At 71.1% G+C, this 14,184-nt stretch carries 11 protein-coding genes and 1 pseudogene; 5 read left to right on the top strand and 7 right to left on the bottom strand.

Annotated elements, in window-relative coordinates; genetic code table 11:
• Nucleotides 1-91: 91 nt before the first annotated feature.
• Together FLM69_RS05940 and istB are read left to right on the top strand one after the other, a co-directional pair.
• Nucleotides 92-1,615, top strand: coding sequence for an IS21-like element ISMlu14 family transposase (locus tag FLM69_RS05940; RefSeq protein ID WP_036339872.1), 1,524 nt, complete (start codon nucleotides 92-94; stop codon nucleotides 1,613-1,615).
• Nucleotides 1,612-2,397: an IS21-like element helper ATPase IstB gene (gene istB, locus FLM69_RS05935; RefSeq protein ID WP_010078636.1), complete on the top strand. Its 786-nt coding sequence runs from the start codon at nucleotides 1,612-1,614 to the stop codon at nucleotides 2,395-2,397. The genes FLM69_RS05940 and istB overlap by 4 nt, the downstream gene beginning before the upstream one ends.
• 260 nt (nucleotides 2,398-2,657) lie before the next feature.
• Here istB and FLM69_RS05930 read toward each other — a convergent pair whose 3' ends face one another.
• A complete protein-coding gene (locus FLM69_RS05930) occupies nucleotides 2,658-3,344 on the bottom strand; it encodes a helix-turn-helix domain-containing protein (RefSeq protein ID WP_254629341.1) in 687 nt (228 codons plus the stop codon).
• A 175-nt stretch (nucleotides 3,345-3,519) separates the two neighbouring features.
• Nucleotides 3,520-3,612: pseudogene (locus tag FLM69_RS11540) on the bottom strand (recombinase family protein); the annotation flags it as partial.
• Nucleotides 3,613-3,964: 352 nt separating this feature from the next.
• On the opposite strand from FLM69_RS11540, the gene FLM69_RS05920 reads away from it, so the two are divergent.
• Nucleotides 3,965-5,287 (top strand): short-chain fatty acid transporter, encoded by a 1,323-nt coding sequence (locus FLM69_RS05920; RefSeq protein ID WP_165381387.1) that lies wholly within the window; start codon nucleotides 3,965-3,967, stop codon nucleotides 5,285-5,287.
• A gap of 178 nt (nucleotides 5,288-5,465) precedes the next feature.
• Here FLM69_RS05920 and FLM69_RS05915 read toward each other — a convergent pair whose 3' ends face one another.
• Nucleotides 5,466-6,107 (bottom strand): thymidine kinase, encoded by a 642-nt coding sequence (locus FLM69_RS05915; protein ID WP_087115174.1) that lies wholly within the window; start codon nucleotides 6,105-6,107, stop codon nucleotides 5,466-5,468.
• Nucleotides 6,108-6,115: 8 nt separating this feature from the next.
• Nucleotides 6,116-6,559 (bottom strand): DUF3151 domain-containing protein, encoded by a 444-nt coding sequence (locus tag FLM69_RS05910; protein WP_095695231.1) that lies wholly within the window; start codon nucleotides 6,557-6,559, stop codon nucleotides 6,116-6,118.
• A 174-nt stretch (nucleotides 6,560-6,733) separates the two neighbouring features.
• Here FLM69_RS05910 and FLM69_RS05905 point away from each other — a divergent pair, with 174 nt between their 5' ends.
• The gene (locus FLM69_RS05905) at nucleotides 6,734-7,954 is read left to right on the top strand and encodes a hypothetical protein (RefSeq protein ID WP_141843450.1); all 1,221 of its coding nucleotides are present in this window, start codon (nucleotides 6,734-6,736) and stop codon (nucleotides 7,952-7,954) included.
• 66 nt (nucleotides 7,955-8,020) lie between these two features.
• On the opposite strand, the gene aceB is transcribed toward FLM69_RS05905, so the two are convergent.
• Both aceB and aceA read right to left on the bottom strand, forming a co-directional pair.
• The gene (aceB, locus tag FLM69_RS05900; protein ID WP_135040325.1) at nucleotides 8,021-9,784 is read right to left on the bottom strand and encodes a malate synthase A; all 1,764 of its coding nucleotides are present in this window, start codon (nucleotides 9,782-9,784) and stop codon (nucleotides 8,021-8,023) included.
• A gap of 33 nt (nucleotides 9,785-9,817) precedes the next feature.
• Entirely contained in the window at nucleotides 9,818-11,125 is a 1,308-nt protein-coding gene (gene aceA, locus FLM69_RS05895; protein WP_012750705.1) for an isocitrate lyase, read from the bottom strand.
• 268 nt (nucleotides 11,126-11,393) lie between these two features.
• Here aceA and FLM69_RS05890 point away from each other — a divergent pair, with 268 nt between their 5' ends.
• The gene (locus FLM69_RS05890) at nucleotides 11,394-12,860 is read left to right on the top strand and encodes a helix-turn-helix domain-containing protein (protein ID WP_020626749.1); all 1,467 of its coding nucleotides are present in this window, start codon (nucleotides 11,394-11,396) and stop codon (nucleotides 12,858-12,860) included.
• A gap of 58 nt (nucleotides 12,861-12,918) precedes the next feature.
• Here FLM69_RS05890 and fbaA read toward each other — a convergent pair whose 3' ends face one another.
• Nucleotides 12,919-13,941, bottom strand: coding sequence for a class II fructose-bisphosphate aldolase (gene fbaA / locus FLM69_RS05885; protein ID WP_141843448.1), 1,023 nt, complete (start codon nucleotides 13,939-13,941; stop codon nucleotides 12,919-12,921).
• Between the last annotated feature and the right edge of the window lie 243 nt (nucleotides 13,942-14,184).

Here is a 14,184-nt window from a genome sequence, read left to right as displayed (position 1 = left end):
CTCGTTGCCCGCCGCGTCGTGAGCCGGCGGGGGCCTCCTCCCCGGGTTGGATATCGGTGTCGAATCGAATCCAGCGAGGAAGAGGCCCTGAATGAAGGATGCCGCAGAAACCATGAAAATACTCAGTGCCTATGACCTGACCAAGTCATTGCGGGGCGCCGCCGAGCTGGCCGGTTGCTCCCATCACACCGTGGCCCGGCTGGTGCGGGCCCGCGACGCCGGCCAGACCCCTGGATCCGGAGCCAGCCGCCCGAAGGTCACCGATGTCTGGCTGCCCAAGATCGAGGAATGGGTCGAGGCCTCCACGGGCAGGATCCGCGCCGATGTCGTGCACGCCAAGCTCACCGCAATGGGCTACACCGGCTCTGAGCGCTCCACCCGGCGGGCGGTGGCCGAGGTGAAGGCCGCCTGGCGGGCCGGGAAGCGCCGGGTGCACCGGCCCTGGATCACCGAGCCGGGCGCATGGCTGCAGTACGACTTCGGCGATGGGCCGGCGATCGACGGGGCCAAGACGGTGCTGTTCGTGGCCTGGCTGGCCTGGTCCCGCTACCGGACCGTCATCGCCCTGCGTGATAGGACGGCTCCGAGTGTGTTCGCCGCCCTGGACCGGTGCTTCCGGCTGATCGGGGGCGCGCCGACCTATGTGCTGACGGATAACGAGAAGACGGTGACGGTCTCTCATGTGGCCGGGGTGCCGGTGCGTAACCAGGCCACCGTGGCGTTCGCTCGGCATTACGGCGTGGAGGTGCTGACCTGCCAGCCAGCGGATCCGGCCGCCAAGGGCGGGGTGGAGAACGCGGTGAAGCTGGCCAAGGCCGACCTGGTCCCGAAGGACACCAACCTGCGGGACCAGTACGCCTCGTTCGCTGAGCTCGAGGCCGCCTGCGCGGGGTTCATGGCCATGGTGAACTCCCGGGAGCACCGGGTGACCCGGCGCCGCCCGGACCACATGCTCGCCGAGGAGACCAGCGCGTTGCATCGGATCCCCGCCACGGCGCACACCGTGGCCTACGGGGTGGGACGGAAGGTGCCGGAGAACACGCCGATGGTCTCCTTCGAAAACGCCCAGTACTCGGTGCCCGCGCACCTGCTCGGGGCCGAGGTGTTCGTGCGCCATCACGGCACCGGACCGGACTCGATGGTGGTGATCATGCACGCCGGTGCGCAGGGGCCGGTGGAGGTCGCCCGGCACCGGGTGGCCCGGCCCGGGTCCCCGGCCATCGACGACGCGCACTTCCCCGGCCACGAGACGGACAAGGTGCCCGGGGACTACACCCCGGTGCCCCGTTCGGCGGCGGAGGCCGAGTTCCTGGCCATCGGGGCCGGAGCGAGGACCTGGCTGGTGGAGGCCGCCGCGGCCGGCACCAGCCGGATCGGTCAGAAGATGGCCGAGGCCGTCACCCTGGCCAAGCTCGCCGGCACCGACCAGGTCGACCGCGCCCTCGGGGTGGCCGCGGTGCACCAGCGCTTCGCCCACGGCGACCTGGCCTCCCTGCTCACCGCCGCCGGCCACCGCACCGGGATGCACACCGCCACCGAGGAACGGTCCCTGACCCAGGGCACCGCCGGCTGGGCCGGCCTCGGTACCTCCAACACCGAGGGGGCAGCCCGGTGAGCATCCACACCCCGAACACCGCCGCACCGGCGCTGCCGGCCGATTTGGAGGCGCTGTTGCGGCAGCTGAAGATGCCCCACGCCCGCGGTATCGCCGCCGAGGTACTGGCCACCGCCCGGGCCCAACGCTGGGAGCCGGCCGAGGTCCTCAAGGCCCTGCTGGTCGAGGAGACCACCGGTCGGGCCCGATCCATGCTCGCCGCCCGGCGCAAGGCCGCCGGGTTCCCCACCGGCAAGACCTTCACGACCTGGGATCCGGGCGCCTCCTCGATCCCGGCCCCGACCCAGCAGTCCCTGCGCACCCTGGAATGGCTCTCGCGCAGAGAGAACCTCGTGGTCTGCGGGCCCTCCGGCACCGGCAAGACCTTCTTCCTCGAGGCCCTGGGCCAGCAGGCCGTGGAGGAGGGCAAGCGGGTGGCCTGGTTCACCCTGGAGGACCTCGGGGCGATGATCCGGGCCCACCGGCCCGATGACACCATCACCAAAGCCGTCGCCCGAATCCTGCGCGCCGACCTGATCGTCATCGACGACATCGGCCTGCTGCCGGTCGCCGACGATGCCGCCGAGGGCCTCTACCGCATCGTGGACGCCGCCTACGAGAAACGCTCCGTAGCGATCAGCTCGAACCTGCACCCGGCCGGCTTCGACGAGCTGATGCCCAAGACCCTGGCCACCGCCACCGTCGACCGGCTCCTGCACCACGCCCACGTCTGCCAGACCACCGGAGACTCCGTACGGATGACCCAGGCAATGGCCGGGAAGGGAGTCATGCCACTGAACTGATCCCATCACGGTGGCCAGCACCACCACCCAAACGGGCAAACCAGCTGGCCACCAGTGGGCAGTTCTGATGGCCACCAGCGGGAAGAAACACTGGCCGCCTATGGGCAGAACTCAATGGCCCTTGACAGACGTGCAACCGGGACATGGCTCCCCGGATCTCAGCGGGTCCCTGGAGCCGTTCTCAGACACGCCCTAGGCCATCTCCAGCGCCGAGGCCCGCCTCACATCCGAGGAGGTCCTCCACGCTCAGGTGACGCGGCTCAGACACGATGCAACAGTCGATCGAGGGCCTCTCGCCCAGCGGCCCGCTCACGGACGTCGTCGGAGTCCATGAGGTCCAGCGCCACGACTGTTTCAGTGCGAAGCAGGGCGGAGGGATCCACGGGGGCAGGTACGTGGCGGATCACCACTTCCCCCGCCGCCGAGGCGTCGAGGCGGAGCCGCGACTGGAGAGCCTCCAGGTCGCCGAGCAGATAGCCCTCCTCCCGCTGGTTCCCTTCGACAGCGGCGAGCCCGAAGCGGCGGGCGAGATCCGACTGATCCAGGGCGGACACCCCCGAGGGCACGAGAACGTCGGCGAGCTTGGCTCGGGCTCGAGGCGAGGCGTGGAACCGGTGGGGCCGGGCCCTGTTCTCAGCCAGTCGGTGCATCTCGGCAGCGGTGAGCGTTCGCAGCCGGGAGCGCAGACGGGAGATCCGCGGCTGGTCGAGGAAGGCCCGTCCGTTTCCTCCGGCAAGGAGGTCGACGGCGGCCCAGGCGGTCCGCGGAGCCCAGGTGCGGCCGATACCCGGCGCCCTGCGGGCACGACGGGCCAGGGCACGCTCATCGATGAACCAGGATTCTCCGAGGCGGCGGGCCGGCACATCACCGTCCTCGACGAGGCGCCGCACATAGCGGTCGGAGACCTTGAGGCGCTCGGCGGCCTCCCCCACCGTCAGAAGAGTCATGCAAGAAGAGTACCGGAGCCGGACCTGTTCATGCATGCCCGGGGAGCCCTGACTTTGAGACCCTGTCATGCCATGCACCGAGAGCGCGTGGCCCTCTCACCAGAGCCGTACTCCACCAGAGCGGAGACGGAAGGGCCATCGACAGCAGCGCCTGGAAGGGGGCAACACACCCTGGGGCGATCCCTTCGGCCTGGCGCTCCTTGATCCTTCGACGCTCGAACTCAGCGAATGCGGCCTTGATGCCGAGCATGAGTCCGGCTACGGGGGAAGTGCCGGGCCTGGGCACCGTGATCTCACTCGGTCGAGACCCGCACGGTGCATCCCTTGTCGGTGAGGTCGTCCACGCTCGCGTACAGATTCCGGGTGACCCGGCCGAGCCGGGCCACGACGTCGTCGACCGCTGGGGAATCGACCGCCGACGCACTCTCGTCGTCTAGCGCCCGGCCAGAGACGTGGCCCAGGCCCTGCCCACGACGATCGAGCGCCTAGAGTGATCCACATCACTCTCGCCGTGGCCTCTCACCCTGAACAGGAGCCTCATGTCCGCCACGTCCACACGTCCGCCCACGCCCAGGCCCCCGGGCCGTACCGCCCGCGAGGGCACGTTCTTCAGCCGCGCCATGCGCCCGCTGAACACGACGATGGAGCGGTTCATCCCGTCCTCGCTCGTGTTCACCATCGTGCTCACGTTCGCGGTGGCGGCCCTGTGCCTGCTGCTCACTCCGGCCGGGCCGGCCGACGTCGTCGTGGGCTGGGGTGACGGCCTGTCCGGGCTGCTGGCGTTCATCACGCAGATGGCGCTCGTGCTCATGCTCGGCCACATCCTGGCGAACACCGGCCCGGTGCGCCGCCTGCTCGCCCGGCTGGCCAGCATTCCCCGCACGCCCCTGGCCGCCTACATCTTCGTGTTCGTGGTGGCGGCGGCGGCCTCCCTCATCACGTGGGGCCTGGGCCTGGTGGTCGGTGCGCTGCTGGCCAAGGAGGTCGCGGCGCAGGCTCGTGAGCGCGGGCTGGTCCTGCACTTCCCGATGCTGGTGGCCGCCGGGTTCTCCGGGTTCGTGGTGTGGCACATGGGGTACTCGGGCTCCGGCCCGCTGACGGCCGCCACCCCCGGTTCATTCCTCACGGAGAGCCTGGGCGGCCGGACGGTCCCGGTCTCGGAGACCACCTTCTCCTGGTGGAACATCACCGCCGCCGTGGTGACCGTGCTCGTCGTGGCCCTGGCCCTGTTCCTCGTCGCCCCGCGCGCCGGGGACCGGATCGTGGAGCTGGAGATCGACGCGCGGGACCAGGACGCGGTGTCCGCACCGGAGATCGAGACGCCGGCGGACCGTCTCGACGCCTCCCGTGTCCCCACGCTCCTCGTCGGCGCCATGCTCGTGATCTATCTGGTGATGCACTTCGTCGGCGGCGGCACCCTCACCCTGGACATCGTCAACTGGTCCTTCCTCGCGCTGATCCTGCTGCTGGTGCGCAGCCCGCACGAGCTGATCGGCCTCACCCAGTCGGCCGCGTCCAACGTGGGCGAGATCCTGCTGCAGTTCCCCCTCTACGCGGGCATCCTCGGCATGATGACGACCACCGGCCTGGTGGCGGTGCTCTCGGACGCCTTCGTGGCGATCTCGAACCCGGTGACGTTCGGCCTGCTGGCGTTCCTGGCCGCGGGCCTCGTGAACTTCTTCGTCCCCTCCGGCGGCGGACAGTTCGCCGTGCAGGGCCCGATCATGCTCCAGGCCGGCGACGCGCTCGGCGTGGACCCGGCCATCACCATCATGGCCGTCTCCTACGGCGACCAGTGGACCAACATGATCCAGCCGTTCTGGGCGATCCCCCTTCTGGCGATCGCCGGCCTGAAGATGCGCGACATCCTGGGGTACACCACGGTCGTGCTGCTCGCGTCGGGGCTCGTCTTCGGCGGCACACTCCTGCTCGTCTCGCTCTGAGCCGGCCGGCCGATGCGGGCCGGGTCCGGACAGACGAAGGACCCCGGGATCACCGGGGCCCTTCGCCTGTCATCACTCGCACCTTCATCACTCGCACCTCGATGAAGTGGTTCCACCGTACGAACCGAGCATGGGCGCAGCCGTCACGCAGCCTGGCAGTTGCCTGGCAATGGCCGCCTCAGCCCAGGGCACCGCCGGACTCGGCCAGGTAGCACGTGCCGCACAGAGACTCGTAAGTCACCTGAACACCGTCGATCGCCACCTGGTCCCCCTCGAACACGAAGTGCTCGGCGCCCGTGGTCGGGTCCACGACCTTGCGCGTGTTGAACACCGCCTTCCGGCCGCACCGGCAGATGGTCTTCAGCTCCTCGAGGGAGTGCGCCAGCTCCAGCAGCCGCGCGGAGCCAGGGAAGGAGCGGGTGCGGAAGTCGGTGCGCAGCCCGTAGGCGATCACGGGGACGCCGTCGAGCACGGCGATGCGCAGCAGGTCGTCCACCTGCGCCGGCTCGAGGAACTGTGCCTCGTCCACGAGCAGACACGCCACGGGCGGAGCCTCCACGTGCCCCACGAGGGCGTCCGGGTCGTCACCGGTGGCGTGCCGGCGGAACAGCTCCCGCACGTCCGCTCCCGCCGGGACGAGGAAGTCCACGGCGCGGGTCACACCGAGGCGGGACACGACGTCGCCCTCCCCCTTCACGTCCACCTCCGGCTTGGCCAGCAGCACCCGCTGGCCGCGCTCCTCGTAGTTGAAGGCGGCCTGCAGCAGGCCCGTGGACTTGCCGGAGTTCATGGCCCCGTAGCGGAAGTAGAGCTTGGCCACGGCTCCGCTCAGCCCTGGGCGCGGCCCTGGTCGGCCTCGATCTGCTCTGCGGCCGTGGGGTCCGAGTCCCGCAGGAAGGTGCGGATGCGCTCGACCTCCTCGGACTCCCCGATCCCGGCGGCCGCGCGGCCCAGCGCGTACAGGGCGCGCAGGAAGCCGCGGTTGGGCTCGTGGGCGTACGGCACCGGGCCGGCGCCGCGCCACCCCGCCCGGCGCAGCGCGTCCAGACCCCGGTGGTAGCCGACGCGGGCGTACGCATAGGAGTCCACGGTCCGGCCCTCGGCCCACGCGTCCTCCGCCATGAGCGCCCACACCAGGGAGGACTCGGGCGCCACCGGCACGATGTCCTCGGGCAGGTCACCTGCCTCGAGCCGGGCCAGCACCTCCGGCTCCTCCGGCAGGCGCGTGGCCGGCGGCTCCATCAGGTTCTTGCCGATCAGGGACTCGGACATGGGATGCCTCTTCTCCTCGCGGACGATGCGGTCGCGGCCGAGTCTATCGACGGCGCCGGACGCCGGACGGATCGCCGTCCCCGCGTCCAGGACGGTCCGGTACCGTAGGCGCAGCGTCCGTCCGCAGCCCCACGCTCCCGGGGCCGGGCCGCCGATGCCGTCGAAGGAGCCTCCATGACCCACCCCGCGCCCGCCCGCCGCCGTGCCCCGCTGGCCGTCGGCGTCGCCGCCCTCGCCCTCGCCCTGGCCGGCTGCGGCTCGGCCGGCCAGTCCGGTGAGCCCGCCTCGTCGACCGCCGCGGCGCCCAGCGGATCGGCGGCCTCGGCCGCGGCCGGCTCGGCCACGGAGAGCCCCACCGACCCCGCGTCCGCCGCGGCGTCCCGCGTCCGTGAGGCCCTCGCGTCGGAGTCCGCCGAGGGCACCCCGCGCGCCGAGCCGCGTCAGGCGTTCGAGACCGTCGGCCCGGGCATCAAGGACGGCGCCGCCACCGAGGCCTGGAAGAACACGGCGGCGGTCCGCAACGACACCGTCTCCGTGATGGACTGCACGCGCGACGTCCTGGACCAGCGCACCCTGGACGCCGTCGCCACGCACATCCCGGACAGCTCGAACATCGAGATCGTGCAGCTGTTCGCCTCGCAGGACGAGACCCACGAGTTCCTCACCTGTGTCTACAACGGCTACTTCGAGTACAGCCCCGGCATGCCCCTGGCGCAGGTCCACTACCAGCACAACCTCGACGGCTCCCGCCTGGAGTGGTGCCAGGAGGAGCCCGCCGCCGTGGCGGACGAGTACACGTTCGACCCGAAGACCGGCAAGGGGCTGCTCGCCCTGCTCCGTCCGGGCATGGTCGGCGGCCAGGACGGCGCCCCCCTGCTGCCCCAGCGCACCGCGTGGGCCTGCTCCGAGGACGGCAGCGAGATGGTCTCCGTGACCATGGGCTCCATGGAGGGCTTCGGGGACGCCAACGGCGGCCTCACCCAGGTGAAGAACTCGCCGGTCGCGCAGAGCACCACCCTCGTCACCGAGACCCGCGACCACCTCGCGGACACCGTGCTGAAGGACGCCGGTGAGTTCCAGGAGGTCATCAAGCTCAGCTCGCCGTTCTTCCTGAACGCGCAGATGGACGAGGAGACCCTGGCCCAGGCCCGGGAGATCCCCACCGGCCGCGTGCCCGACGAGCTGCTGAACAACCAGTCCACGATCGACCGCCCCGAGGGCGCCCCCGGCCCCGTGGCCCCGGGCCAGCCGCCGCGGCCGTTCCAGGGTGCCGCGCGGGAGGCCGCCGAATCCCAGCGGGCCGCGGAGGCGTCCGCCTCGGCGTCGGCCAGCCCGTCACCGACGAAGTCGGCCTCGGCCTCGGCCTCGCCGTCCCCCTCCACGTCCGGGGACTGACGTCCCGGCACGACGACGGCCGGTCACCTCGTGAGGTGACCGGCCGTCGTCGTGGGGCCCGGCGGATCAGGCCTTCGCCGCGGCGTCGTCCTGACTGGCGAAGTGCCGGCGGTACGCGCCCAGGGTGAGGAACGCCGGGTACTCCGGCGGCAGGGCCGACTCGCAGAACACGCGCACCGCGTCCTCGAACCTGTGGCCCTCGGGCAGCGGGCCGGCGAGGATCCGAGCGTGCTCCTCGCGGATCAGCTGCTCCATCCAGCCGCGGTTGGCGGTCCGCACGCCGCCCTCGGTCAGCTGCACACCGGTGCCGTTGTGGGCCCACTGCCAGATCTGGGACCGGGAGATCTCCGCCGTGGCGGCGTCCTCCATGAGTCCGTGGATCGCGGCGGCGCCGTTCCCCCGCAGCCAGGACTCGATGTAGCGGATCCCGACCTCGATGTTCATCCGCACGCCGGCCTCGGTCACCGAGCCCGTGGTCGCGGCGACGTCGAGCAGGGCGGCCTCGTCCGGCACCACGTCCTCGCGGCGGCGGGTGCGGATCTGGTTCGGGGCCTCGCCGAGCACGGCGTCGAACTCCTCCCGGGCGACCGGCACGAGGTCCGGGTGCGCCACCCACGAGCCGTCGAAGCCGTCGCCGGCCTCGCGGGCCTTGTCCGCGCGCACCTTCTCCAGCGCGGCGGCGTTGGCCTCCTCGTTCCGGCGGTCCGGGATCACGGCGGACATGCCGCCGATCGCCGAAGCGCCGCGCCGGTGGCAGGCCCGGACCAGCTGCTCCGTGTAGGCCCGCATCATCGGCTGCGTCATGGTCACCTCCGAGCGGTCCGGGAGGACGAACTCGGCCCCGCGGTCCCGGAAGTTCTTGATGATGGAGAAGATGTAGTCCCAGCGGCCGGCGTTCAGGCCAGCGGCGTGGTTGCGCAGCTGGTACAGGATCTCCTCCATCTGGAATGCCGCGGTGATCGTCTCGATCAGCACGGTGGCCCGGATGGTGCCCTGGGGGATGCCCAGCTCGTCCTGCGCCGCCACGAACACGCAGTTCCACAGCCGCGCCTCGAGATGGGACTCGAGCTTGGGCAGGTAGAAGTACGGGCCGTGGCCGCGGCGGATCAGCTCGTCGGCGTTGTGGAAGAAGTACAGGCCGAAGTCCACGAGGGCACCGGCCATCGGCTCGCCGTCCACGCGGATGTGGTCCTCGATGAGGTGCCAGCCGCGGGGGCGGACGATGATGGTCGGCCGGTCCGTGAGCTCGCGCTCGCGCAGCCGGTACTCCTTGCCCTCGGGGGAGGTGAAGTCGATCTGGTCGCGGATCGCGTCGAACAGGTTGACCTGCCCGTCCAGCATCCGGTCCCAGGACGGCGTCGAGGAGTCCTCGAAGTCGGCGAGCCAGCCCGAGGCGCCCGAGTTGAGGGCGTTGATCGTCATCTTCCGATCCACGGGGCCGGTGATCTCCACGCGGCGGTCCTGCAGGCCGGGGGCCAGCGGCGCCACCCGCCAGGAGTCGTCCTCGCGGACCCGGCGGGTGGACCGCAGGTAGTGCGGGTTCCAGCCGTCGGTGATGCGGCGCCGGGTGTACTCCCGCTCCTCGAGCAGCCGCCGGCGGCGGTCCTCGGCCAGCCGGTGCAGGCGGCCGAGGAACGCCAGCGCCTCGTCCGTGAGGATCTCGGCCTGCCGCCCGTCGACCGGCCCGTGGACGGTCACCACGGGGGCGGCGCCCTCGGGGATGACGACGGGGATGGCCTGGGTGCTCACGTCATGCGGCAGGGGCGTGTGCTCCCGAACGTCGTCGGCATGGATCTCGTGCAGGGTGGGGGTCGTGGTCTGCGGGCTCATGGGACTGCCTCCTCGCGGTCTCGGCTGAGCGGATCAGTGGAACTGGCCGGACTCCGTGGAGCCCGCCAGGGCCACCGTGGAGCTGTCCGGGTTGATGGCGGTGGACACGGCGTCGAAGTAGCCGGTGCCGACCTCGCGCTGGTGCTTGGTCGCGGTGTAGCCGCGGGCCTCGTCGGCGAACTCGCGCTCCTGCAGCTCGACGTACGCGGACATCTGGCGCTCGTTGTATCCCTTGGCCAGGTCGAACATCGAGTGGTTCAGGGCGTGGAAGCCGGCCAGCGTGATGAACTGGAAGGTGTAGCCCATGGCGCCCAGCTCGCGCTGGAACTTGGCGATGGTGTCGTCGTCGAGGTTCTTCTTCCAGTTGAAGGACGGCGAGCAGTTGTAGGCCAGCATCTGGTCCGGGAACTCGGCCTTGACGGCCTCGGCGAACTTCCGGGCCAGCTCGAGGTCCGGCGTGCCGGTCTCCATCCAGATCAGGTCCGCGTGGGGGGCGTAGGCCTTGGCGCGGGCGATGCAGGGCTCGACGCCGTTGCGGACCTTGTAGAAGCCCTCCGCGGTGCGCTCACCGGTGATGAACTCGGCGTCGCGCTCGTCCACGTCCGAGGTGATCAGGGTGGCCGCCTCGGCATCGGTGCGGGCGATGATCACGCTGGGCACGTCGGCGACGTCGGCGGCCAGGCGGGCGGCGTTGAGCGTGCGGATGTGCTGGCCGGTGGGGATGAGCACCTTGCCGCCGAGGTGGCCGCACTTCTTCTCGGAGGCCAGCTGGTCCTCCCAGTGCACACCGGAGGCGCCGGCGGTGATCATCGACTTCATGAGCTCGTAGGCGTTGAGCGGGCCGCCGAAGCCGGCCTCGGCGTCGGCCACGATCGGCACGAGCCAGTCCTCGACGCTGCTGACGCCCTCGGCGTGCTCGATCTGGTCCGCGCGCAGCAGGGCGTTGTTGATGCGGCGCACCACCTGCGGCACGGAGTTGGCCGGGTACAGGGACTGGTCCGGGTACGTGTGGCCAGAGAGGTTGGCGTCCGCGGCGACCTGCCAGCCGGAGAGGTAGATGGCGCGCAGCCCGGCCTTGACCTGCTGGACGGCCTGGTTGCCGGTGAGGGCGCCGAGGGCGTTGGTGAACTCACCGCGGGCGTTCTCGTCCTTCAGCTGGGTCCACAGCTTCTCGGCGCCGCGGCGGGCCAGCGTGTGCTCCTCCTGGATGCGGCCGCGGAGACGGACGACGTCCTCGGCGGTGAAGCTGCGCTCGACGCCGGCCCAGCGGGGGTTGTTGTCCCAGTCGTGCTGGAGCTGTTCGGCGGAGGCGGGAGTGGAGTGGTGGGGCTGGGTGGTCATGACGTCCTCCTGAGGATCGGTCCGGTTCGTGAAGGGTTCGGTGCGACGTGTCCGTCGCTGCCGTTGACATCCACCTTGGCCCCAGGCAAGGCCCTCTGGAGCACAAAATCGGTGGAAACTCCGGCCGTTCCTGCCACTGGGTCAGAACGTGACAGTCCTTGCGCCCCCATGTGGCCTGGATCACGGCAACGGCCCCCCGCTTGTCAAGAATGTGACTTTCTTTCCGAAACACGTGATCTCCTCCCCGGTTCCGTCTACAGTTCCGCGCATGATGACCCGCCCGCTTCCCGAGGACAGCGCGACCGTGGACGCCGTCGCGCTGGGCCGCCGCGTTCGGCACCTGCGCAAGCAGGCCGGCCTCACCCTGGACCAGCTCGCGGAGCGCACGGGAGTGAGCGGCTCGCACCTGTCCCTCGTGGAGAACGCCCGCCGCGAGCCGCGGCTCTCGCTGGTCCAGCGGATCGCCGAGGTCCTGGGCGTGCCGGTCGAGGACCTGCTCACCGGCCGGGCCCCCACCCGGCGGGCCGAACTGGAGATCGAGGTCGAACGGTTCGCGCGCTCGGAGCACTACGCCTCCCTCGGCCTGCCGCCGCTGCGCATCGGGCCCCGCACCCCCACCGAGGTCCTCGAGGTGATCGCGGGGCTGGAGGCCGAGCTGCGCCGTCGCCTGGAGGAGCAGGCCGCCACCCCCGAGGAGGCGCGCCGCGCCAACGCCCAGCTGCGCGCCCGGATGCGCGCGGTGGACAACCACTACCCCGACCTCGAGGCCGAGGCGCATCGGCTGCTCGACGCGATCGGCCACACGGGCGGGCCGCTGGGCCTGCACGCGGTCTCGGAGCTGGCCGAGCACCTCGGCTTCACCCTGCGCTTCGTCCCGGACCTGCCGCACTCCACGCGCTCCGTCACGGACCTCAAGCACGGGCGCATCCACATCAGCGGCTCCCGCTCCTCAGACCATGACCGCCGCACCGTGGTGCTCCAGGCCCTCGCCGCCGCCGTCCTGGGCCACGGCGAGCCGCGGGACTACGAGGACTTCCTCGCCCAGCGTGTGGCGGTGAACTACCTGGCGGGCGCGCTGCTCATGCCGCAGCGGGCGGCGTCGTCGCTGCTGCGGGCCGCCCAGAAGCGCCGGGACCTGTCCGTGGACGACCTGAAGGACGCGTTCGGCGTCTCCTACGAGGCCGCCGCGCACCGGTTCACCAACCTGGCCACCGTGGACCTGGGCATCCGCTGCCACTTCCAGAAGGTCCACGAGACCGGGGTGATCCACAAGGCCTACGAGAACGACGGGATCGTGTTCCCCGCCGACCACACCGGTGCGATCGAGGGCCAGCAGGCGTGCCGGAAGTGGGGCGCACGGCAGGCCTTCTCCCGCAACGACCGGTTCCGCGCCCACACGCAGTACACGGACTCGCCCAACGGGACGTTCTGGTGCACCTCGATGATCGAGAACGGCCCCGACGGGCTGTTCGCCCTCTCCGTGGGCACCCCGTTCGAGCATGCCCGGTACTTCCGCGGCGCGGACACCCGCCACCGGGTCACCTCCACGTGCCCCGATCCGCGCTGCTGCCGCCGCCCCGACCCCGAGCTCGAGGCCGCGTGGGGCGGGCACGTGTGGCCCGCGGCCCGCATGCACGCGCATCTGCTGGCGGCCATGCCCACGCAGACCTTCCCCGGTGTGGACGAGCGTGAGGTCTTCGAGTTCCTCCAGGCCCAGGAGGAGCGGGAGGGCTGAAACGACGCCGGCCCGCACCCTCACGCGAGGGTGCGGGCCGGCGCGGCGGACGGGGGGGTCAGCCGATGCTCTTGCCGGCCGAGTTCAGCTCGGTGCAGGCCTGGACCACGCGGGCGGCCATGGCCTCCTCGGCCTTGGCGCCCCACACGCGGGGGTCGTACTGCTTCTTGTCGCCGACCTCGCCGTCGACCTTCAGGACGCCGTCGTAGTTCTCGAACATGTGCCCGGCCACCGGGCGGGTGAACGCGTACTGGGTGTCCGTGTCCACGTTCATCTTCACGACGCCGTACTCCACCGAGTCGGCGATCTCCTGGGCGGCGGAGCCGGAGCCGCCGTGGAACACGAGGTCGAACGGGCGCTCCCTGCCGAACTTCTCGCCCACGGCCTGCTGGATCTCCTGCAGGATCTCCGGGCGCAGCTTCACGTTGCCCGGCTTGTAGACGCCGTGCACGTTGCCGAAGGTCAGCGCGGTGAGGTAGCGGCCGTGCTCGCCGAGCCCGAGGGCCTCCACGGTGGCGATGCCGTCCTGGACGGTGGTGTAGAGCTTCTCGTTGATCTCGTGGGCCACGCCGTCCTCCTCGCCGCCCACGACGCCGATCTCCACCTCGAGGATCTGCTTGTTGGCGTGGGTGCGCGCGAGCAGCTCGCGGCCGATCCGCAGGTTCTCCTCGAGGGTCTCGGCGGAGCCGTCCCACATGTGGGAGTTGAAGATCGGGTCGCGCCCGGCCTTCACCTCCGCCTCGGAGGCGTCCAGCAGGGGCAGGACGAAGCCCTCGAGCTTGTCCTGGGGGCAGTGGTCCGTGTGCAGGGCGATGTTCACGGAGTACTTCTTGGCGACCTCGCGCGCGAACGCGGCGAAGGCCAGCGAGCCGGCGACCATGTCCTTCACGGAGGAGCCGGAGAAGTAGGCGGCGCCGCCGGTGGAGACCTGGACGATGCCGTCCGAGCCGGCCTCGGCGAAGCCGCGGATGGCGGCGTTCAGGGTCTGGGAGCTGGTGACGTTGATCGCCGGGTAGGCGAAGGCGCCGTTCTTGGCGGCGTCGATCATCTCGGCGTACTTCTCCGGGGATGCGATGGGCATGCTGCAGCTCCTAGGCGTCGTCGACTCGGGCAGGCGGGGGGAGCGCGGCGAGCGCGACACCCTCGGGCTCATCCTATCCGCGCGGCCGGACCCGCCCCAGGGTCCCGGACCCGACGGCGACGCCGGCCTGGGCACGACCCCGCCGTTGGCCTAGGGTGAGCGGCGTCACATTCGCATCCGAGAGACCGGAGACCGCCATGGCCCTGTCTCTTACAAACATACCCCGACCCACCCGACCGAGCG

Origin of the sequence: Micrococcus sp. R8502A1, from assembly GCF_006704135.1 — a bacterium.
GTDB lineage: Bacteria > Actinomycetota > Actinomycetes > Actinomycetales > Micrococcaceae > Micrococcus > Micrococcus luteus.
This window is presented reverse-complemented; position numbering and strand designations above follow the sequence as displayed.